The following is a 22,111-nucleotide window of genomic DNA, read 5'->3' as shown; positions in this document are numbered from 1 at the left end:
CCACCGGCAGGCGATGATCGGTCCATGACCGATGTTGTCCTGATGTCAGATCCGAGAGTCACATCCATCCCTGTGGTGGACTGCGGTGAACCGCTCCTCGACGTCCGGCTCCATGCGTCGTTGGCCACCGCCCCCGAAAGAGCGGACGCCGAGGGTGCGTTCGCCTGGCTGCGGGAAGGTGTGCTGGCCCGGCTGCTGGAGGCGCGGAAGCTGCTGCCGGACGGCATCGGGCTGCTCATGGTCGAGGGCTACCGGCCGCCCGCCCTGCAACGGCGTTACTTCCAGGAGTACGCCGACGAGCTGCGCGCGTCCCATCCCGGCTGGTCCGCCGAGGAGGTCCACCGCGCCGCGAGCCGCTATGTGTCCCCTCCCGAGATCGCCCCGCACAGTGCCGGTGCCGCGGTCGACCTCACTCTCGCCACCACGGCCGACGGGCGGGAACTCGACATGGGGACCCCGATGAACGCCAGCCCGGAGGAGAGCGACGGCGCCTGCTACACCGACGCTCCCGGTATCGGTGCACAGGCCCGCGCCAACCGGCGGATACTCGCCGACGCACTGACGGCGGTGGGCATGGTCAACTACCCCACCGAATGGTGGCACTGGTCCTACGGCGACCGGTACTGGGCCCTGGCCACCGGCCAGGACCAGGCGCTCTACGGGCCCCGGGAGCGGACACCCGGCTGAACGCGCGCCTCGCGGTGGGCACCGTTCGGGGCCGGACGCGGCGCTGAACCGCCGTGCCACAATGCTCTGATGCAGAGCTGGCCGCGGCGCGGCGTACCGGAACGGCCGTGCACCCTCGTTGTCTGCCGGGGCTGTTGCTGCGGCGATGCGGCCAAGCACCCGCGTACGGATCACCAGGGTCAGCTGGACCGGCTGCGGGCGGCGGCCGACGCCGCGCCGGGGTGTCTGGCGGTCCGGACGACCGACTGTCTGGGCCCCTGCGGTCAGGCCAATGTGGTGGTGGTCCAGCCCTCCGCCACCGGACGCCGCGTCGGTGGCCGGCCGACCTGGGTCGGCTGGGCGCTGGACGACGAGAGCACCGACGATCTGCTCGCCTGGGCGCTCGCGGGCGGGCCGGGTGTGGCCGAGCCACCGGCCACACTGGAGCTCCAGTTCATCCGCCCGCCCGGCGAGGCGCGGGCGCGGGCGGTCGGGGCCGACGGCTGAGCGCCGGCCCCGGCCGGTGTGCGCGGGTGCCGTGTGCGGTGCCCGTTGGCGGCCGGGCACCGCAGGGCGAAGTGGCCGAGTGGGTCAGCGGGCGGCGGCGAAGTCCTGGGTCCAGTAGTGGCCGGGCTGCGCGTGGCCGACGCCGATCTCCTTGAAGTCGCAGTTCAGGATGTTGGCCTTGTGGCCGGAGCTGTTCATCCAGCCCTGCATGACGCTCTCGGGCGAGCTGTAGCCGTAGGCCACGTTCTCGCCGTAGGTGCTCCAGGAGTATCCGGCCCGCTCGATGCGGTCGTCGGGGGACGATCCGTCGGACCCGGTGTGCGACATGTTGCTGTGCGCCGCCATGTCCTCACTGTGAGCCTGGGCGGCCTTGGTCAGCTTGGCGTCGACAGTCACCGGCTTACAGCCGACCTTGGCGCGCTCCTTGTTGACCAGCGCGACAATCTGGTCCTGGAGGGACGAACCGGAGCTCTTGGTGGCGGTGCTCGACGCGGGGGCCGCGGAGGACGGCGAGGCGGCCTTGGTGGTGGCCTTGGCCGGGGCGGTGCGGGTGGGGGCGGCGGAGGACGGTGCCGCGGAGGAGGGGCGAGCGGACGGGGTGTGACGCGGCGAGGCCGACCGCGATGCGCTCGGGGCGGGCTTGGACCGGTCGGCGCGGTGCTTCCACCGGTGGTCGTTCTTCTTGTCCGAGTCGGTGTGCCCATGGTGGCGGGCGGTCGTGGTCCATTCGCCGCGGGCCTCGGAGCCCTTGTTGTCCTGCCCGTCCAGACAGGCCATGGCAACGGAAGGCACACCCACGGCGGCGACGGCCACGGCCGCGACGGCTATCTTCCGGTGGTGCGTCTTCTGGCTGCGGTGCTTGCTCATACATGACCTCACTCGGTAATCGCGGCACGCCCTCTCCCCCTGGTCCGGCGGGGTTCCGCACGATGTCGCGCATGAGCCGCCGGGGCGCCTTGCGGGCCGCCATTCTTAGATCCGCCGGAGGTCCGGGGCAACAAGTGTTCGGTCCTATGCGGCTTCGTAGTGGTTCATGTGGCTTGCACTCCTCGCCGATGCGTGCTGGTGCGGCTTCATAACTTCGCCACCGCACTGCCACCCCGTCAGAACACCTGGCACCGACGTGACTGGACACCATGGCGCTCCGATCCGGACGGCATCGCGAGCCGGAGTACACATGTCCACCAGAGCGGAAAAACCCTCTTATGTCGCCTAGGAGATATCGACCTTCACGCACCTTTTGCTCCACGGATCGATGTGACAGATCTCATGGCATGGCGCGGTGCCGCCGCCACGGATTTGCCCCCGACCAGGGGCGGTGTGCCAGAGTGGTCGGCCGCCTCCCCCATACCCCCTCCCCGTGGCTCCTCAGCCGTCCTTCCTTGTCCTTCCTCATGTCTTCGTGTGAGTAGCGATGCAGGCAACGACTGTCCTCCCCCGCCCCGCGGACCTGTTCGACCAGGGCCTGGAACAGCGGCCGGGCTCCGCCCTGCTGAGGTTCGGCGCCGCACGACAACGCCCGACCGACCGGATCAGCTGGACCGCCGACGGCGCCGCGGCCTGGCTGGACGACACCCGTGGCCATGTGTGGAGCGTCGGTGAGCCGGTGGCCGCCGCCGCCCTCGTGCTGCGTGCGGCGCAGCGCCGTCCCGACCGGGTGCGTGAGTTCACCGGGCCGCGGGGGACCGACACCCTGGTCGCTCGCCATCTGCCGGTGACCGACGTGGTCGAGTGGGTCTTCCGCTGGACACTGGAGGAGCCACCGGTCCAGCGTGGCGAGGAGCGGGTGGTCGAGTGCGGCGCGCGTCACCACGACGAGTTGCTGGCGTTCCTCAACGAGCACAGCCCGGCCCACTCCACCGGTCCCGGTTCCGCCGGTGTCAGCCTGTGGGCCGGCATCCGGGACGACGACGGCAGGATGGTGGCGTGCGGCGCCCTGAGCACGCTACGGGACAGCGGGGCGCCGCTGATGGCGTCGGTGGCCACCGACGCCCGGATGCGCGGCCAGGGACTCGGCGCGGCGCTGACCTCGTGGCTGACCCGGTACGCGGTACGCCGCCACGGGTTCTGCACCCTGTGGCAGCTGGCCGACAACGCCCCCGCGGACCGGCTGTACAACCGGCTCGGCTACCGCAACGAGGACCCCTGCGTGGCCGCGCGGATCACGGCCCGCTGACGGTCGCCCCTGGCGGAGCTGCGGAATCCCCTCCGACCGGGCATGGTGGAGGTCGACCGTTGGCACGGTGCACACCGTGCCGAGGGGGACCGGACCGGAATCAGGGGTGAGGTGGCGTTCGTGGCGGACACCGGTGGCGGGGGCGAGCCCGTGCCCGTGAGGCGGCGGGACTCCGGGCCCGACCGGGCCCTGGTGTGGGAGCCCAGCGAGCGCTGGGTGCGTGGCACCAAGGGCGGGATCACTGTGGTGGACAGCCGCCGTCCGATCCTGGTGTGGGAGCCGGGGCGCCCGGTCCCGCTGTACGCGTTTCCCCGCGAGGACGTCCGAATGGATCTGCTGCGCGAGAGCGCACCGCCCGCCAACCCGACACCGGGGGCGACCCACTACGACCTGGACACCGGCGAGGCGATCGTCCCGGACGCGGCCTGGACCTACCCCGGTGAGGAGTTGGCGGGATACCTCTCCTTCGCCTGGTTCGGAAGGGACGTGCTGGACCACTGGTACGAAGAGGAGGAGGAGATCTTCGTACATCCCCGCGACCCCCACAAGCGCGTGGACGCACTGCCCAGCACCCGCCATGTCCAGGTCTCGATCGAGGGGACGGTGGTGGCGGACTCGCACTCCCCGGTGCTGCTCTTCGAGACCCATCTGCCCGTCCGCTACTACCTCCCGCGCGAGGACGTCCGGCTGGATCTGCTCACCTCGGCCGAGCTGACCACCCGCTGCCCGTACAAGGGGGTGGCCACCGCGTACTGGTCCTGGGCGGGTGGTGGCGAGGTGCCACCGGGCATCGCCTGGAGCTATCCGGATCCGCTGCCGGCCGTGGAGGTCATCAGGGACCGGGTGGCGTTCTACAACGAGGCGGTCGACATCACGGTCGACGGTGTACGCCAGGAGCGCCCGGTCACCGGTTTCCTCACTTCTCCGGAGCGGTGAGCGTCCCCTCCCCCGGCGTCCCGTTCCCCGGTGTCCCGTTTCCCGGCGTCCCCTCCTCCGGCTCGGGACCCGCCGTGGGACCATCCGCCGCAAGGCCGTCCAGACCCCTCGGCAGCGGTCCGGTGTGCACCACGCCCAGCCGCTGGGTGGCCCGGGTGAGCGCCACATAGAGGTCGCTCGTCCCGAACTCCGCCGGTTCGGCCACGATCACGGTGTCGAACTCCAGCCCCTTGGCCTGCCGTGGGTCGAGCAGGACCACCGGGCGGGTCAGATCCGGAGTGCGTCCGGCGGAGGCGTCCGGCAGGGCGGTACGGAGGGCATCGAGGCGATCGCGTGGCGCGATCACCGCGATCCGGCCCTCCTCCCGTGTCTCCCGTGCCACGGCCCCGGCCACCGCGCCCGGCAGATCCGCGGTATGCCGGGCCCAGGGGCGTACTCCGGTGGCGCGGACGGAACTGGGCGGTTCGAAGGCGGGGTCCGCGGACCGAGCCACCTCCGCGGCGATGGCCATGATCTCGGCCGGTGTGCGGTAGTTGACACCGAGCCGGGTGTGCTCGAAGCGGTCCTCGACGTACGGGGCAAGGATCTCCGACCAGGAGCCGCAGCCACCGGGCTCCGCGGTCTGCGCGGGGTCGCCCACCAGGGTCATCGAACGGGTCGGGCTGCGCCGCATCAGCAGCCGCCACGCCATCGTGGACAGCTCCTGCGCCTCGTCCACGATGATGTGGCCGAAGGCCCAGGTGCGGTCGGCCGCGGCGCGCTCGGCGGCGCTGCGGTGATCGGCCTCCTCGTTCCGCTCCGCCAGCCGCTCGGCATCGATCAGGTCATGGGCGGCCAGCACCTCCGAGTCCTCGTCTTCGCGGTCCTCGAACTCCTGGGTGCGGGAGCCGTAGGAGAGGTCGAGCACACCCTGCGCGTAGGCGATGCGCTGCTGTCGTCGGCCCTCGGCGGCGGCGCGGGCGGCGGAGTCGTCCTCACCGAGGAGTTCGGCGGCCTCGTCGAGCAGCGGAACGTCGGCGGGGGTCCACGCACCGCCGGTGCGGCGGATCGCCTCGGCGTCGGCCTCGGGGAGGTGGACCGGCTCGCTGAGGAAGTCCGCGACCAGCTGCCGCGGGGTGAGGTGGGGCCACAGCTCCCCGATGGCGGCGTGCACCTCGGAGCTGGTGGCGATCGCCTTGCCGAGCTGGGCGATGTCATCGGGGCCCAGCAGGTTGGGGCCGCCGTAGGGGTCGGCGCCGATGCGGTCGGTCAACTGGTCGGTCAGCGCGTCGATGACGGAGAACGCGAAATGCGGACGGGCGAGGTTGTGCGGCAGCCGCGTGCCACGCGCCAGCCAGCGGGCGTCGGACGCGATGTCCGCGTCCAGCACCAGGTCACCGTCCTCATGGGGGATGACGATCGCCGGGTCGGGCAGGGACTGCTTGTCCCGTACGAACCGGGCCAGCGCGTCGGCCATCGTGGCGCGGCCCTTGGCCTCCGCGGCGGCGGGGGTGTCGATACCGGTGGCCGTCACCCCGGGGAACAGCTCACCGAGGGTGGCGAGCATGACCCCCGTCTCGCCGAGCGAGGGCAGCACCTCCCCGATGTACCCGAGGAACGCCGGGTTGGGGCCGACGATCAGCACCGCACGGCGGGCCAGCAACTCCCGCTGCGCGTAGAGCAGATACGCGGCACGATGCAGGGCGACGGCGGTCTTTCCGGTGCCGGGGCCGCCCTCGACGACCAGGACACCGGTGTGCGGGGCGCGGATGATCCGGTCCTGTTCGGCCTGGATGGTCTGCACGATCTCGTGCATCCGGCCGGTGCGGGCGGTGTCCAGGGCGGCGAGCAGCACGGCGTCCGCGTCGCTGCCCTCATGACCGGTCCGTATGGTGTCGGTCAGGTCCAGGATCTCGTCATGGAGGGCGGTGGCCCGCGGGCCTTCGGTGCTGATATGCCGTCTGCGGCGCAGCCCCATGGGGGTGTGTCCGGTGGCGAGGTAGAACGGGCGCGCCACATCGGCCCGCCAGTCGACGACCAGCGGGGTGCGCTCGGCGTCGTCGCGCCGCATACCGATGCGCCCGATGTGGTGGTCACGGCCGTCGCGGAACATCAGCCGGCCGAAACACAGCCCGCGCTCTCCCGCGTCGAACGCGGCGAGGAGACCGGACCGCTCGGCGACCAGCACATCCCGCTCCAGCCGCCCCTGGGAGGTGGTGTCGCCCAGGGTCAGGGCCTCGGACACGGCCCTTTCCGCTTCGTCCCTCAGCTCGGCGAGACGTCCGTAGAGCATGTCAAGAAATTGTTGTTCTCGACGCAATTCCTCATTTGACAATTCGACTCCCGCCGGGTAATATCACTGCATCAGACTTAGCCGTGCCTGGAATTCATAAGGGCATGCAAATCCCCAATATACGCAGAGAAACACCCCGGTCGTCAAGGCGACCGGGGTGTTTCCGCTTTTCCGACGACTACGTCAGAGCGGCCGCGCGACGGCGGCCCGCACGGCGGATCAGCACCGCCGCGGCAATCATCAACAACCCCGCCCCCGCGGCACCGAGACCGACGGTGAGCACTTCGGTCTCCATCGGCGGATGCTCCGTTTTGGGGGTGCCGTCCGGTTCCGCGAGGAATTTCTTGCCCGTGCGGCGGCTTCGCCGAGGACCGCACCGCCGCGGCGGCGTTGATCGGGCCGTATCCGACCAGGGCGTTGCGCCCGCCGGACGGATGGGTGGCCGTCTTGGTCAGCACCGCGCGCACCTGCGCCGGTGTCAGCTTGTTGTTGTGGGAGAGCATCAGCGCCACCACACCGGAGGTCAGCGCCGCGGCGGGCGAGGTGCCGTCGACCGATGCCCAGCCGCCGGTGTGCTTCGCGCTCACGATGCCCACACCCGGCGCGGCCACCGCGTTGTAGGTCCGCACCGTGGAGAATGCGGCGCGGGTGCCGCCCTTCTGGGTCGCGGCGACGGCGACCACTCCCGGATAACCGGCGGGGAAAGAGGCTTCGTTGAACATATCCCCCTCGTTGCCCGCGGACGCGATCACCGGAATGCCCTTCTGCGCGGCTCGCGCCAGGGCGTTGACCTCGGTGTCGTCGTAACGGTCGCCCCACATCTCACCGCCGAGCGACATCGAGATCACATCGGCGCCATGGTCGACCGCGTAGTCGATGCCCTGACCGACCGGACTGGGACCGGACGGACCCTCGTCGACGTCGTGTTCATGCTTGTCGTCGATCACCCGGACCGACAGGATGTCGGCCTTCGGGGCCACCTTGAGCACATCCGAGGCCATTGCCGTACCGTGCCGTCCCCAGCGCGGATTGCCGGGCTGAAGCCCGTCGCGGTAGAAGTCGGGACCCGTGGTCACCTTGCCGCGGAGCGCCGGATGGTTCGTCATCACCCCGCTGTCCAGCACGGCGACCTTGATGCCCTCGCCCTGGGCGATCCGCTGTGCCGCGGGCAGGCCGAGCGCCTGGGACTCCCAGCCGGCCGGAGTGGGGACGGGGGCGGCGGACGCGGACGTGGCGGGCAGCACGGCCGGCAGCGCGCCGAGCGCGGCCGCGGTCAACGCCGTGGCGTTGCGCCGGACACTCATGACGTCTCCTCCAACAGCAGAGCACCGAGGTGCTGGTCGAGTGCGCCCGCCAGGCTGTCGGCGGCGCCCCGCCACGGAGCGCGGTCCTGCTTCGCGTCAAGGCTGGAACCGCCCCACTGACCGGGCAGCGGACCCGCCTTGCGGCCGTCGACCGCACCGGCGGAAGCCACGACGGCGCAGGGAATGCTGAGTTCGGTGACCGACCTCCCGGCCGAGCCGTTGCTGTGCTGATCGCTCCACCGGGCGCCGGCGGTGCCCGGCACCGCGTACGCCTTCACTCCCGGCAGTGGGTTGCGCTTGTCCTTCTCGGCGTCGAAGAACGTGCTCATCTCCGTCTTGGCGGCATCGCCCTTGGGAAAGACGATCAGGCCGGCGGTGGCCACGGTGTTACCGGTCGGATCGACATAGGTGGCACGCAGCACGGCCTTGCAGCCCAGCTTCTTCGCCTCGGCCGCGGTGGCGCCCGCCAACCCCTCGTCGCAGCCGCTCTTTTCGGAGATACCGATCCGGTGCCACATGGCCCGGGTACGGTCGGTGGACTGGGACTGGGCGTTCTCGCGGACGGAGAGGGTCTCCGGGAACAGCGTGTCCGCCGGTTCGTTCCGCCACATCGCGGGGCCGTACGCGGAGCGGTTGGGGATGGTCTGGCTGTGGTTGGAGAAGGCGTGGGCGGTCAGCCCACCACCGCCGAGCAGCGCCAGCACACCGACGACGCCGAGGCCGACGGTGAGACAGGTGCGCCCCGCGTTCTTCTGCGCGGCCGGGGTCTGGGGCGGAACGGGCATACCGCCGGGCGGCATACCCGGCGACGCCCACGGCCCGGCGGGCGGCTGACCGGGGTAGCCGGGGTGGCCGGGGTGGCCCGGGTGGCCCGGGTGGCCCGGCTGATGGGATATCGGGCCCGGCTGCTGGGGTGCGCCCTGCCGGCCCGGCGGCGCCTGGGACGGTGGTGGCGGCGGTGGCATGGGCGATGGCATCGGTGGTGGCGCGGCCCCGCCCTGGCCCTGGCCTGGTAGCTGGCCCTGCTGCCAGGGCCCCTGCGGCTGTTGGCCGTAGGCCCCGGCGTTGCCCGGATACTCGGGCGGCCCTGGGTACGACATGGCTCCCCTCCTCGGTGTCGGCGTCCCTGAGCGGGCGCAGAACAGCAGGAAGACAGCACTCCTCCAGCACACGCCCCCGCACGTGCGAGGCACGACACTATCGATCACCTCGGACAACGTGTCACCGGGCCCCCTTCCGCCACTCCGCGACCCGACGTCGCGTCATCCGCCGCCGTCCACCGGCGCGGAGGGCGGAATCGTCGGCGGGCGGTCCGGGTCCGGGATCCGATCGGTGAAGCCGCCGGGCACCGAACGGCCCTGCTGCTCACGGAAGCGGACCGGTGCCGTGCCCACCCGGCGGGCGAACAGCCTGCTGAAGTAGGCGGGGTCGTCGTAGCCGACACGGCGGGCGACGGCGGCCACCGGCAGTTCGGTGCCGACGAGGAGCTCCTTGGCACGGCCCAGCCGGATCCCGAGCAGGTAGTCCTTGGGGCTGCACCCCGCGCCGCGCCGTACCGCGGTGCGCAGTTCGGCCGGTGTCATGCCGTGCCGGGCGGCGTGCTCGGCCACCGACAGCGGCTGGAAGGCGTCCCGGGCCAGCGCCTGGAGCACCGGATGTCCATCGGCACCGGTGTCGGCGCGCACGCGGCGCAGGGCGACGAGGAGTTCATGGACGGCGGCGGCGGTCTCGACCTCCAGGAACGGGTTGCCCTGGCGGGCGGCGCGGACGATCCGGCCGATGGCCGTACGGGCGGTGGCGGTGTCGGTGAGCGCGACCACCGGCTCGTCCGGGTCGATATAGCCCAGGTCGGTGTAGGCGGCGGTGGCCGGTCCGGTGAAGTCGACGAACGCCTCGTCCCATCCGGTGTCCGGGTCCGGGGCGTAGTGGTGGGTGACACCGGGCGTGAGCCAGAGCAGTGCGGGCGCGGTGACAGTACGGCGGCGGCCGTCCGCACCGCGGAACCATCCGCCGCCCGCGCTGATGACCACCGCCACATGGTGGCCGAGGACGCGCGGGCCGACGACGGGCAGGGCGCCGTGCTGGAGACCGACGCCCAGGCACACCAGGCCGAGCCGGTGATGGGCCGGGCTGGGCGTGAAGTACCGCATCCAGGTGTGATACATCCGCGCTCCTGTCCGGCCGGTGGTGTTGTCCAGGGCGCGGTGGCGCCGGTGCCGCCACCGCCTCCCGTCAGCTGCTTCACAGCCGCGTCTCAGCTGCGTCCAATCAATCGCCGATCTTTGTCCATGGACCGCCCGCCCGCCAGGGGGAAAGGGTGACCCGGTCGGAGCGGATGGACGAGAGCGGACGCACGAGAGGCGGGGCCGGACTGTGCCGGAGTTCGTGGTCGGGGCTGAGCATTTCGAGCTGGACGGGCGGCCGGTCCGGCTGCTGTCGGGGGCGTTGCACTACTTCCGGGTGGCCGAGGGCCACTGGGGACACCGGCTCGCGATGCTGCGCGCGATGGGGCTGAACTGTGTGGAGACCTATGTGCCGTGGAATCTGCACGAACCCTCGCCGGGCCGGTTCGAGGATGTGGAAGCGCTCGGGCGGTTCCTGGACGCGGTGCGAGAGGCCGGGCTGTGGGCGATCGTGCGCCCCGGGCCGTACATCTGCGCGGAGTGGGAGAACGGCGGACTGCCGCACTGGCTGACCGGACCGGTGGGCCGCCGGGTACGGACCGCGGACGCGGAGTATCTGGCGGCGGTGGAGGGGTGGTTCGAGCGGCTGATGGCCGAGGTGGTGCCACGCCAGATCACGGCCCCGGCGACGCCGGGATCCGGGTCCGGGAACGGTGGTCCGGTGCTCATGGTGCAGGTGGAGAACGAGTACGGCTCCTACGGTTCGGACCGGGGATATCTGCGGCGGCTGGCCCGGCGCCTGCGGCAACTGGGCGTCAGCGTACCGCTGTTCACCTCCGATGGACCGGAGGACCATATGCTCACCGGTGGTTCCCTGCCGGGCGTCCTGGCCACCGTCAATTTCGGATCCGGGGCGCGGGACGCCTTCGCCGCGCTGCGTCGCCACCGGCCCTCGGGGCCGCTGATGTGCATGGAGTTCTGGTGCGGCTGGTTCGGCCACTGGGGTGCGGAAAGCCCGGTCCGGGACGCGGCGGACGCCGCGGCGGCGCTGCGCGAGATCCTGGAGTGCGGTGCGTCGGTCAACATCTACATGGCGCACGGCGGAACGAACACCTGCGGCTGGGCGGGCGCGAACCGCGCCGGTGAGGACCACCTCGGCGCGCTGCGGCCGGTGGTGACCTCGTACGACTACGACGCCCCGGTGGACGAACGGGGGCGGACCACGGAGAAGTTCTGGCGGTTCCGCGAGGTGCTGGCGGAGTACGCGGACCGGCCGCTGCCGGATGTGCCGCCGTCGCCTCCCGTCCTCGCGGAGCCGGTGCGGATCGCCTTGACGCAGTGGGCGCCGCTGAGCGATGTGCTGGGGGCGCTGGGCGATGAGGAAGTGGTGGCGCCGATGCCACCGACCTTCGAGGAACTGGATGTGGACCGGGGTGTGGTCCGCTACCGCCTCGACGTACCGGGCCCGCGCGGCTCGTATCCGCTGCGGGTGACCGGGCTGCGGGACCGCGCGGTGTGCTCGGTGGACGGGGAGCGCCGCGCGGTGCTGGACGAGACGGACGCGGTGGTCGAGGGGGTGACCGGTCCGGCCGCGGTGGAGCTGTGGGTGGAGTCGCTGGGCCGGGTCGGTTACGGGCCGCGGCTGGCCGAGCCGAAGGGCATCACCGGCGGGGTGCTCCACGAGCGCCAGTATCTGCACGGGGTACGGGCGCGGCCACTGCGGCTCAGCGCGGTGGAGGACAGGGACGCGGTGGCCCGGGTGCCGTTCCGGGACCTGGCGGAGGAGGGCCCGGAAGGTCCGGGTGAAGGGCTGTACCGGGGGTTGTTCACGGTGTCCGCCGTGGGGGACGCAACCCTCGAACTGCCCGGCTGGACCCGTGGTTTTGTCCTCGTCAACGGCCACTGTCTGGGCCGCTACTGGTCGGTGGGCCCGCAGCGGACGCTGTACGTCCCCGGCCCGCTGCTGCGGGCCGGGGAGAACACGGTGCTGGTGCTGGAGCTGGAGGGCGCGGGTGAGCGGGCAGTGTTCCTGCGCTGACGCCCCCGCTCACCCTTCTCAGTCCAGCTCCTCCACGGTGAAGGAGTCCAGGGTGAACTCCGCGGTTCCGCTGTCACCGGTCTTCCGCAGCCCGACCCACATCTCACCGTCCGCGGGCGCGGTGACGGTGTAGGTGTGGGTGGCCCGCCCGGTGGCGGCGGGCAGCGGGGTACGTTCCAGCTCCCGCGCAGAGGGCTCGTCCACGGCGGTGATCCACGCGTACTGACCGGCCGCCTCGTTGGCGTAGGTCAGGCTCACCCGGTAGCGCCGTCCGGGGCGGAAGCGGGCGGTGTGCGGCACCGTGCGGTAGACCAGCCCGGCGTTCTCACCACGTGACTTCAGCGACTGGCCGCCCTCGAGCACATCGTCGATCACCTTGCCGTTCCATCCGGCCTGGGTGTACGGGGCGTGCCGCTGGGCGATATGGGTGCGGGGGTCGGTGACACCGCCCGCGTCGCCCTTGACGAACGGGCCCCAGCCCTGCGGCACCCGCTCGAAGTCCTCGTACACCAGGGTGCCGGGCTTCTCGGTGCGCTGAGCGCGTACCACCCGCAGCCGGTCGAAGCGGACCCTGGCCCGGCCCTCGGCCGCCGCCAGGGTGAGGGTGACCGGTCCGCCGCCGTCGGGGACGGTGAAGAAGGTGAACATCCGCTGGAAACGGGTGCCGTGCTTGCGGTCGGCGGCCATGTGGTTGGCGGCCGTGGAGGTCTCGGTCCAGTTCTCCGCGGTGACACCGTCGGCGGTGTGCACCCGCAGCGCTGCCCGCCGTCGTTCACCGGCCTTCGCTCCCACTTCCACCTGTACGGAGGCCACATAGCCGCCGGGGGCGAGCCGGTCGAGCCGCTGGCCGACGGTGGCGGCCGCGCCCTCGCCGATGACCAGTTCGTAATCGCCCAGTTCACTGCGTTCGACGGTCGCCGGACCGGTGGTCTGCCAGCCGCGCAGTGAGCCGGAGTGGAATCCGGGGTCGTACAGCGGGGTGCCCTCGCCCCAGCCGGGTGCCGCCTGGGCACGGGCGCGGGAGCGCAGCACCACATAGGGGGCACCGGCGTCGGCGGTGATGCTGACGCCGCCGTCGCGCACCGGCAGGGTGACGGGCTCGGCACGCCCCTGGTCGGTCAGTCGGTGGAGCACCACGGAGCGCTGCCCCGACCAGCCGCGGGGCAGCCGCCAACGGGTGGTACCGCCCGCCGGGTTGTAGTGGTAGAGCTTGGCCGGGTCGGTGGCCTCGCGCGGTTCCCAGGGCAGCAGATAGCCGCCACCGTCGTAGACCAACCGTCCGTCGGTGGTGATGCGGCGGACGCCCCCGGTGTCGGTGACCGAGGTACGGCCGGGCCCCTCGAAGGTGATCTCATGGTCGCCCCAGGTGCGGATGGGGTACGCCTGGAGGTATTTGGCCGGGAGGCTGTGGGTCCAGATGAGCTTGTAGAAGGCGGTCCAGTCGGTCTTGCCGGTCCAGCCCTCGAAGTTGCCCATCCGGGGGATGCCGAGCAGGGTGGGCCACTTGTCGGCGAAGACGTCCTTCTGGTGGTTGCGGATGAAGCGGATGAGCCGGGAGTTGATACCGCGCGAGCTGTCCGGGCCGTAGTCGGTCTCGGTGGCCCAGTGCGACCACAGCGAGGAACGCTCCAAGCCGTGGCCCCATTCGGTGGTGAGGTGCCAGCCCTGGTCGCGCAGGGCGCGCTGGAGCCGGTCGGAGTTCCAGCCGGACTCGCGGAAGACATCGATGTAGAGGGCGCTGAGGGCCGGGTCGGTGTCGTTCCGCAGGTCCTGGAAGCGCCGGATGATGTCACCGGAGACCAGGTCGCGCCGGGCGTCGATGCGGTAGGACTGGTCGAGCCAGTCCCACTGCTTGTCGTTTTTGTCGACGAGCGTTTCGGAGAAGGCGTTGGCCACCGGATAGGACTCGGTGGCGTTGACGTGCACCGCGAAGTCGCTGTTCCAGCGGCGTCCGGCACGCAGCAGGGTGTTGAGGTCGGCCAGGCCGCCGGCGCGGGTGTTGTAGTTGCCCGCGTAGTCGGGGTGGGCGGAGTCATGGCCTTCCGACTGATAGCCCTTGAGCAGGGTGTACTGCCCCAGCCCGTCGGTGGCCAGCGCGATGCGCTTGACATTGTCGAGGGTGTCGAGGAAGGGGTTGGTGGCCTGGCTCGCGAAGTTGAACGGGATATGCGGGACGACCCGCAGATGCTGCTCATCGGCGCCGCGCGGATTGACCATGATGTCGCGGAAGGCGATGGCGGCGTCCTGCCAGTCGACCACACCGTCACCGTTGCGGTCCCGGGTGAGGACCACGGTGGCCCAGGGCAGCGGCTCGGTGGCGCCGACGGTGGCGGTGGCGGCCCGGTGGGTCCACTCACCGCAGGTGAGGCGGACGGTGATCTGGCCGTCCTCCCGCACGGTCTGCCGCCGCAGCCGTCCGTTCTCCCAGGTGGTGCCCGCGGCGGAAGAGGGCTTGTCCCAGACCGTGTTGGTCTCGACGGCGGCGGCGAGCCGGTCGGTATGAACGACCGCGTAGGCGCAGCCGATCGGTTCGCTGTCGGTGGGGGTGTCGGCCGCCGGGCGGACGACGGTGTCACCGCTCTTGGCCTTGTCGAGTTCGATCCGGGCGGCCAGCAGGGTGGCCCCCGGCTGGTCGGCGCGGACGCTGAGGAACGCCAGACCGGGGATGCGCAGGGTGCCCACGCGCAGTGCCTTGGTGTCCGCGATCCGGGTGACCCGCCACTCGGCCTGCCATCCGCTGACCCGGATCCGGATGTCGATCTCGGCGTCCGGGGCGGTGTCCGCGCCGAAGGCGAGGGTGTAGGTGATGTGGTCCGGGCCGCTGGTGACGGCGGTGGTGCGGGGAGTGTGTTCGGTGCCGTCGATGAGCAGCGAACGCACCGGCTCCCGCTGTCCGTACAGCACCGCGCCGCTCTCGCGGTCGGTGTACGCGATGATGCGCGGGAAGTCGGGGTCCACCCGGACCTCCAGCCGCTTCGTCCGCAGTGTGCGCTCGGTGGCGCGGGCGTGTGCGGTGTCACGGGCGTGTGCGGTGCCGCCGCCCGCGCCGATGGCCGTTCCGATTCCGGCCAGTGTGGTGGTGACCACGACCGCTCTGCGGCCGGGACGCCCCTCCTCAGGCCGCCTCTCCTCTGTGTGAGTCAACGCGCCGGCTCCTCCGCCTCGCTGGTGGGAACAGTGCTCCACCCTGGAACCGCGGCGGGCCGGGCGCCCATGGACAAGTGCGCGGGAGTGTTGGACTAACGGGCCGTGTCTCCCGCGCCGGTCACCACAGGCGGTCGATCTCGCCGGGGTACAGCTCGATCCGGGCGGACACGAAGTCGGCGCGGTGGCACCGGGCCGCGGCGGAGAAGAAGTCCGCCATGGTGACCTTGTCGAAGGAGGGCCGGTCGCTGGGGAAAGGAGCCTCGGGTGTGCCTCCGATGAGCACCGTACCGGGCAGCGGCTGCCATCCCGCGCCCGTGTAGAAATCTTGCAGCTCCCGGTCGCAGGTGAAGACGCCCAGGTCAAGACCGGAGGCGGCCATGGCCTGGTGGGCGGCGGCGACGAGGCGCGCGCCGTATCCCCGGCCGCGTACCGCCCGCCGGGTCACCACGGTGCTGAGGCCCCCGGCCCGGTAGGAACGGCCCACGTGGGTGATCGTCTTGGTGAGGATGTCCAGGGCGGCCAGCACCGTGCCGCCCCCCACGCCACCGCCCTGTTCGCCGTCGTAGGTGCCGTCCCCGCTGTCCACGAGCAGCATCGTCAGCGGTCGCAGGGCGGGATCGTGGACGGGCCGGGGTTCACCCTCGGCACCGGGTTCCACCGGGGGCCACGCCTCCTGCTGGAGCTCCCACACCTGGGCGCGGAGCGGGGGCGGAGTCTCGGCCTCGGGGAAGGACAGGATCTGCACCCGACGATTGTCGCCCATGGCGGTTAAGAGGGTTCTAAGAGCGCGTTCTGCCAGGGTAGGGACTGACCTGTGCCCATCCGAAAGGCCCCGTGATGTCCGCTGCCGCGTCCTCCCCGTCCGGCCGGGGAAAGCCCACCGACCCCCGGACGGCGGCCGTGCTGGTGGTGGACGACGATCCGGAGGTCCGCGCCGCCCTCGTGGACGGGCTGGCCGTGGAGGGGTACGAGGTACGGGTGGCCGGGGACGGTCTGGCGGCGCTCAGCGCGGTCGCCGCCGAGCCGCCGGACGCCATCGTGCTGGACCTGGGCATGCCGGTGATGGACGGGCTGGCGGTGTGCCGGAGACTGCGCGGGCTCGGCGACCGTACGCCCGTCCTGGTGCTCACCGCCCGGGACGAGATCAGCGAGCGGGTGGCGGGCCTGGACGCGGGGGCCGACGACTATCTGGTCAAGCCGTTCGCGCTGGACGAGTTGCTGGCCCGGCTGCGGGCGCTGCTGCGCCGTGCCGCACCCGCCGGGCCGCTCGACGAAAACGTGTCCGGGGCGCTGTCCTTCGCCGATCTGACCGTCGATCCGGAGAGCCGCACCGGAGTGCGCGGCGGACGGCGGATGGAGTTCACCCGTACCGAGTTCGGGCTGCTGGAGGTGTTCCTCCGCCATCCGGGCCAGGTGCTGCCGCGGGAGCTGATCCAGGAGCTGGTGTGGGGCACCGAGTTCGCCTCGGACTCCAACTCGCTGGCGGTGTACATCGGTTATCTGCGCCGCAAACTGGAGGCGGACGGCGCCCCGCGGCTGGTCCACACGGTGCACGGCACCGGCTACGCACTGGCCGAGCGATGAGCGCCGCCCACCGGACCGGAGGCCGTCCGACGGGCCGGCTGACGGGGCGTCTGCCGCTGCGCGCCCGGATGGCGCTGATCACCTCGGTCGCGGTGGCGCTGGTCACGGTCGGGGTGTGCGCGGCCGCGTACGTGGTCATCCGCTACGAGCTGGTGCGTCAGCTCGACCTCCAGCTCACCCAGCAGGCCACCCTGCTGGCCCAGGACCGGCGCGACGAGGGCACCGGGACGCTGTACGGGGAATGCCGCTGGCTCGCCGCGCCCGCCTGCGCGCAGGTCGTCACCCAGAAGACCGGCACCCCGGGACACCCGCTCGGCAAGGACCTGGTGGTCCCGGTCACCGACGCCACCCGCCAGGTGGCCGCGGGCTCCCGCGGCGCGTACCACAGCGACGTCACCGTGCGCGGGCACCGGATGCGGACGCTGACCACCCCGCTGCGCGGTCATCGCGCACTTCAGCTCGCCCTGCGCTCCGACACCGTGGAGCAGGGCGAACGCCAGGCCGCGCGGCTGCTCGCCGCCATCGGCGCGGCGGGGGCGCTGCTCGCCGCCGGGCTCGGCTATCTGGCCTCCCGCCGGGCGCTGGCGCCCGTCACCCGGCTCACCGCCACCGCCGAACGGATCGCCGCCACCCGCGACCCGGCCCATCGCATCGAGCTGCCGCCGGAGGAGCTGCGGCGCGGGGACGAGATCACCCGGCTGGCCGGGAGCTTCAACACCATGCTCGGTGAGCTCGAGGAGTCGGTGGCCGCCCAGCGCCGTCTGGTGGCCGATGCCTCCCATGAGCTGCGCACCCCGCTGACCGCACTGCGTACCAACGCCGAGCTGCTGGCCCGTGCCGACCGGCTCTCCCCCGCCCAGCGGGACCGGGCCGCGTCGGCGCTCGGCGGCCGGCTGCGCGAGGTGACCGGCCTGGTCAACGATCTGATCGAGCTGGCACGGGACGAGGAGCCGCAGCCGCTGGTGGAGCCGGTGCGGCTGGATCTGCTGGCCGCGCGCTGTGTCGAGGAGGCGCGCTCGCACTGGGCACACACCGCCTTCACCACGGAGCTTGCCGAGGTCACCGTGGACGGGGTGCCCGCGCGGCTGGCCCGGCTGCTGACCAATCTGCTGGACAACGCGGCCAAGTTCAGCCCGCGCGGCGCCGAGGTGGAGGTCCGGCTCACCTCGGGCGAACACGCCATCGAGCTCACCGTCCGCGACCACGGCCCCGGTATCGCCGCTGAGGACCTGCCGTATGTCTTCGACCGCTTCTACCGCTCCCGGCAGGCACGTGCCCTGCCCGGTTCGGGGCTGGGGCTCGCCATGGCCCGGCAGATCGCCCGGGCACATGGCGCCGCGCTCACCGCGGAGGCGGCCGACGGCGGCGGTGCGCTCTTCCGGCTGCGTATCCCGCGCGCCAGGTCCGGCCGTGCGGACCCGGAACGTTGAGAACCGGCCCTTCCCGGAGCCGGTTCCGGCGGTGCTCCGGAGCCGTTCTTAGAAGCCCTCTTATATCGGCTCGTTATCAACGTCCTATGAAACGCACACACTTCACCCGGTCGCGGGTGACCGCCGCGGTGGCGCTGGCGGGCGCGGTGTCCTGTCTCGCCTTTGCCACGACCACCCTCGCCTCCACCACCCACTCCGGACAGCAGGACGCGCCACGCCCGGTCGTGGTCGGTGGCCATCGTGTGGAAGTCCCGGTGCGGGGCGGCACCGCCACCGTGGACACCACCTCGCTGCGGGTCACGGCCCGTACCGGCCAGGGCACCGTGGAGCTGTCCGCGCCCGCCGCCACCGCTCCCGGGAAGCCCGGCTCCGTGACCACCTCGCCGGGCGCCGCCCGCTGGAGCTATCCGGACACCGGGCTGGACGTCACCGCCCGCGCCGGTGACAACGGCCGTCTGGTGCTGTCGGTCACGGCCACCGGCAAGGCCGCCAACAAGCCCGCCCGCACCCTGTCGTGGCCGGTCACCGGCACCGACCGGCGCGCCTCGGCCGTACAGCTGCCGCGTGGGGAAGGGCTGTCGCTGCCGGTGGCCGACCGTTTCTGGAACTCCTCCCGGGCCGATCTGGTCGGCACCGACATCGCCATGGAGTCGGGTCTGTCGATGCCGCTGTGGGGCTATGCGCTCGGCGACCGGCAGGGGGTGAGCTATCTCGTACCCAGCGACATCGGCACCGCGCTGCGGGTCACCTCCCACGGGGGCAAGCTGCGCACCGCCGCCACCCACCGCTTCTCGCGCGCCGACGGCACCACGCGGTACACCGTGGCCTTCTCGCTCACCGACGGCTCCCCCGTGGCCGCTGCCCGCGACTACCGCGCCTGGCTCGGTGAGCACGGGCAGGTGAAGAGCCTGCGGGAGAAGATCCGGGAGACACCGGCCACCGGGAAACTGCTCGGCGCCTTCCACGCCTATCTGTGGGGCGACGCCCGCAAGGCCGACTTCATGGGCACGTTGCGCGGCCTCGGCGTGGACCGTATGTGGCTCGGCTACGACGCCGACGACCGCCCCATGGACGCCGCCGCCACCGCGGCCGCGAAGAAGGCGGGCTATCTCGTCGGCCCGTACGACTCGTTCGCCAACGGCCAGGACCCGGCCACCTCCGACGCGCCGACCTCCACCTGGCCGGGCAGGGTGTACCCGGACTTCTGTGTCAAGGACGCCGACGGCAAGCCCGTCCCCGGCTTCCACGATCGCGGCTGCTACCTCAGCTCCGAGGCGTTCGAGAAGGCCGAGCCGCGCCACCACTACCTCGCCGACCGCACCCGCGAGATGACCAAGGCGGGCGCCGACAGCTACTTCCTCGACGTGGACGCGGCCGGTGAGCTGTTCCGCGACCACAGCACCGCCCACCCCATGACCAAGGCGAAGGACCGCGCCAACCGGCTGGCCCGGATGAAGCGGCTGTCCGACCGCGGCCTCGTGCTGGGCTCGGAGTCCGCCGGGGCCTGGGCCAACAAGGAGCTGGCCTTCGACCACGGCTCGGGCACCCCGGTGGCGGGCGGTCTGTGGACGGCACAGCGGGACAAGGAGACATGGGGCGGGTACGCGCCCGCAGACGCCCCGCGCATCTTCTTCAAGCCCGCGGAGCTGCCGGCCGATGTGGCGAAGGCGATGTACGACCCGGTCTACCGGGTGCCGCTGTACGAAACCGCCCTCCATGACTCCCTGGTGAACACCGAGCGCTGGGAGCTGTCGTACTCCAAGCTGCCGCGGCAGAAGACCGACCGCGCGCTGCTCGCCATGCTCTACAACACCCCGCTCAACTTCGTGCTCACCGGTGACTCGCTGGAGAAGAACGGCGGCGAACTCGCGGCCCTCCAGAAGTACTTCGCGCCGCTGCACAAGGCGGCGGGTACCGAGCCGCTGACCGACTTCCGCGCGCTGACCGCCGATCGCACCGTCCAGCGGACCGTCTTCGGGGGCGGGACCCTCACCGTCACCGCCAACTTCGGCAGCGCACCGCACAAGGGCCTGCCCGGTGGGTGTGTGGACGCCAAACTCCGCGACGACAACGCGCCACGGCGGCTGTGCCCGGCCACGGTGGCAGGCGGGTCCTGAGAACGTCCCCGACGTCCTGAGAACGCGCACACCCGCCCGGTCACCGGCGGTAGAGGGTGATGGAGTGGCCGACATCATCGACCGGTGTGCTGCCATCGAGGAGGTCGGCCAGCCGTCCGCGGGCCAGGGCGGCCGAGGAGTCCGACACCGCGAGCAGACCGTGGACCCGGTCCGGGTCCACCCTGCGCGGGTCGGACGCCTCGATGCCGTACGCGGACGGCACCCCGGCGCCCTTGTAGACCAGCCAGACCTTCTCCCGCGGATAGCGGGTCCGGAGCCGGTCGGCCAGCCGTCCCAGGTCCTGGCCCCAGTCGACGTTGGAGTCATGGAGATAGCGGTGGGTGCGCGCCGGTCCGCCGAACGCCTCGTTGGCGTACGGCAGATAGCAGGGGTACGTCCGCAGTGAGCTGACCGCGACCCACACCGCGAGCGCCGCCGTCACCGCGTGACTCCGGCGCGGGCGCACGGCCGTCACACAACCGGCCGCGACCGCCAGGAACATCGGCAGGAAGACCACGTAGCGGACCCCGAAGTCACGGGCCCCGTCCATGGCCGCGAGCAGCAGCACGGCCGACGGCACGAGGACGTACGGCGCCGCGGGGCGGAAGCGGCGGACCGCCACCAGTGTCACGGCACCGGCCGCCCACAGGGCCAGCATGCCCAGCGGTGTCTTCACCAGCAGCGCCACGGGCAGGTAGTACCAGAGCGAGCCGACGTAGTGGCGTCCGAAGAGAAAGCCGTGGTAGCGCTGGTACTCGAAGCCGAACTGGATGCGCATCCCGTCCCGGTAGGGCTCGGGGAACGGCATCCACTCGACGGCGAGTTCCCGCAGGCCCCGGAGGTCCGGCACCTGGGGCGGAGTGGTCCAGCGCAGCCGCGGATCGACGGCGAGATAGCTCGCCCACACCACGGCCAGCGCCACGAGCGCCACCCCGGCCGCCGCCACGAGACCGCGCACCAGCAGCCGCACCACCCCGCGGGCATCGAGGGGTTCGGAGTTCCGCGCCCGGCGGGCGCACCAGACCGACAGCACCGCCAGGGGCAGCAGAACGGGCACCGCGGCCAGCGCGCTCATCTTGGTGGCCACCGCGGCGCCGAGCGCCGCCCCGGCCAGGGGAAGGTGGAGGCGCGGGCGCCGCCTGGCCCGCCACAGCAGCCACACCGACGTCAGCAGAGATCCGGCCGTGGGGACGTCGAGCGTGGCCAGTGAGCCGTGGGCGATGACATCGGGTGAGAACGTGTACAGGGCGAGCGCGGTCAACGCACCCGCGCGGCCCGTGAGATCGCGGGTGAACGCCAGCACCACAAGACCGAACAGCAGCGTCAGCACGATCACCGGCAGCCGGGCGCAGAGCATCAGCCGCCAGGGGTCGTTGCCCGACTCGTACAGCAGATGCCGCCCCAGCGCCGTCTGGTCACCGGAGAAACCGGGGTCCGGCCGGACATCGGTGAACAGTGTCCCGGCCCCGATGATCAGCTTGCCCAGGGGTGGATGTTCAGGGTTGTACCGCAGGCTGTGCTCCTGCACGTTGACCACTCCGGCGCCCACGTACACCGGCTCGTCGATGGTCGGGGTCTGCTCCACCGCCGTGGTGACCATCGCCACCGCCATCTGGACCAGCAGCGCCACCACGGCGAGCGCGAACAGCGGGCGGCGGTGCCGTCTCAGCGTCCGGAACGCGGCCCGCGTCCGGGGCCGGTCCGGTCGCGCTCCGGTGACGGCCCGGGTCGCACCGTCGATGACACCAGCCCATTGCATAGCGACAGACGCTAACCCGTCCTCCCGCCGGTCCATGGCCCGCCATCAGAAA

16 protein-coding genes are annotated in these 22,111 nt (G+C 71.9%); 8 read left to right on the top strand and 8 right to left on the bottom strand.

The features are described from left to right. The first annotated feature begins 24 nt into the window (after window positions 1–24). Complete coding sequence (locus tag JK363_RS11985) at window positions 25–687, top strand: M15 family metallopeptidase (protein ID WP_201874623.1); 663 nt, start codon at window positions 25–27, stop codon at window positions 685–687. Window positions 688–756: 69 nt separating this feature from the next. Then, entirely contained in the window at window positions 757–1,173 is a 417-nt protein-coding gene (locus JK363_RS11980) for a (2Fe-2S) ferredoxin domain-containing protein (protein WP_201874621.1), read from the top strand. 84 nt (window positions 1,174–1,257) lie between these two features. On the opposite strand, the gene JK363_RS11975 is transcribed toward JK363_RS11980, so the two are convergent. Further along, the gene (locus JK363_RS11975) at window positions 1,258–2,040 is read right to left on the bottom strand and encodes a CAP domain-containing protein (protein WP_201874619.1); all 783 of its coding nucleotides are present in this window, start codon (window positions 2,038–2,040) and stop codon (window positions 1,258–1,260) included. Window positions 2,041–2,587: 547 nt separating this feature from the next. On the opposite strand from JK363_RS11975, the gene JK363_RS11970 reads away from it, so the two are divergent. Together JK363_RS11970 and JK363_RS11965 are read left to right on the top strand one after the other, a co-directional pair. Continuing rightward, window positions 2,588–3,349, top strand: a complete 762-nt coding sequence (locus tag JK363_RS11970) for a GNAT family N-acetyltransferase (protein ID WP_201874617.1) — start codon at window positions 2,588–2,590, stop codon at window positions 3,347–3,349. Window positions 3,350–3,499: 150 nt separating this feature from the next. Then, complete coding sequence (locus JK363_RS11965; protein ID WP_307821711.1) at window positions 3,500–4,285, top strand: DUF427 domain-containing protein; 786 nt, start codon at window positions 3,500–3,502, stop codon at window positions 4,283–4,285. On the opposite strand, the gene JK363_RS11960 is transcribed toward JK363_RS11965, so the two are convergent. The 4 genes from JK363_RS11960 to JK363_RS11945 form a co-directional block, all read right to left on the bottom strand. Continuing rightward, a complete protein-coding gene (locus JK363_RS11960) occupies window positions 4,266–6,557 on the bottom strand; it encodes a HelD family protein (protein ID WP_236075705.1) in 2,292 nt (763 codons plus the stop codon). The genes JK363_RS11965 and JK363_RS11960 overlap by 20 nt on opposite strands. Before the next feature lie 143 nt (window positions 6,558–6,700). Continuing rightward, window positions 6,701–7,861 (bottom strand): S8 family peptidase, encoded by a 1,161-nt coding sequence (locus JK363_RS11955; protein ID WP_236075704.1) that lies wholly within the window; start codon window positions 7,859–7,861, stop codon window positions 6,701–6,703. Next, complete coding sequence (locus JK363_RS11950) at window positions 7,858–8,961, bottom strand: hypothetical protein (RefSeq protein ID WP_236075703.1); 1,104 nt, start codon at window positions 8,959–8,961, stop codon at window positions 7,858–7,860. Before JK363_RS11950 ends, JK363_RS11955 begins: the two co-directional genes overlap by 4 nt. A gap of 162 nt (window positions 8,962–9,123) precedes the next feature. Beyond that, window positions 9,124–10,026, bottom strand: coding sequence for a helix-turn-helix domain-containing protein (locus JK363_RS11945; RefSeq protein ID WP_201874611.1), 903 nt, complete (start codon window positions 10,024–10,026; stop codon window positions 9,124–9,126). 208 nt (window positions 10,027–10,234) lie between these two features. Between JK363_RS11945 and JK363_RS11940 the strand changes: the two genes are divergently transcribed. Continuing rightward, complete coding sequence (locus JK363_RS11940; RefSeq protein WP_201874609.1) at window positions 10,235–12,022, top strand: beta-galactosidase; 1,788 nt, start codon at window positions 10,235–10,237, stop codon at window positions 12,020–12,022. Between the two features lie 18 nt (window positions 12,023–12,040). Here the strand turns inward: JK363_RS11940 and JK363_RS11935 are convergent, their stop codons facing one another. Both JK363_RS11935 and JK363_RS11930 read right to left on the bottom strand, forming a co-directional pair. Further along, the gene (locus tag JK363_RS11935) at window positions 12,041–15,166 is read right to left on the bottom strand and encodes an endo-alpha-N-acetylgalactosaminidase family protein (protein ID WP_215910844.1); all 3,126 of its coding nucleotides are present in this window, start codon (window positions 15,164–15,166) and stop codon (window positions 12,041–12,043) included. 121 nt (window positions 15,167–15,287) lie between these two features. Continuing rightward, complete coding sequence (locus tag JK363_RS11930) at window positions 15,288–15,932, bottom strand: GNAT family N-acetyltransferase (RefSeq protein WP_215910843.1); 645 nt, start codon at window positions 15,930–15,932, stop codon at window positions 15,288–15,290. 74 nt (window positions 15,933–16,006) lie between these two features. On the opposite strand from JK363_RS11930, the gene JK363_RS11925 reads away from it, so the two are divergent. From JK363_RS11925 to JK363_RS11915, 3 genes are all read left to right on the top strand, one after another. Continuing rightward, window positions 16,007–16,753, top strand: a complete 747-nt coding sequence (locus JK363_RS11925) for a response regulator transcription factor (protein ID WP_236075702.1) — start codon at window positions 16,007–16,009, stop codon at window positions 16,751–16,753. After that, complete coding sequence (locus tag JK363_RS11920) at window positions 16,750–18,183, top strand: HAMP domain-containing sensor histidine kinase (protein WP_236075701.1); 1,434 nt, start codon at window positions 16,750–16,752, stop codon at window positions 18,181–18,183. The genes JK363_RS11925 and JK363_RS11920 overlap by 4 nt, the downstream gene beginning before the upstream one ends. A gap of 86 nt (window positions 18,184–18,269) precedes the next feature. Further along, window positions 18,270–20,300, top strand: a complete 2,031-nt coding sequence (locus JK363_RS11915) for a glycoside hydrolase (RefSeq protein WP_201874607.1) — start codon at window positions 18,270–18,272, stop codon at window positions 20,298–20,300. 40 nt (window positions 20,301–20,340) lie between these two features. On the opposite strand, the gene JK363_RS11910 is transcribed toward JK363_RS11915, so the two are convergent. Beyond that, a complete protein-coding gene (locus tag JK363_RS11910; RefSeq protein ID WP_201874605.1) occupies window positions 20,341–22,059 on the bottom strand; it encodes a phospholipid carrier-dependent glycosyltransferase in 1,719 nt (572 codons plus the stop codon). Between the last annotated feature and the right edge of the window lie 52 nt (window positions 22,060–22,111).

Source organism: Streptomyces coffeae (genome assembly GCF_016741875.1).
Taxonomy (GTDB): domain Bacteria; phylum Actinomycetota; class Actinomycetes; order Streptomycetales; family Streptomycetaceae; genus Streptomyces; species Streptomyces coffeae.
Note: the sequence above shows the minus strand (reverse complement) of the source record. Positions and strands in the feature narration are given on the sequence as shown.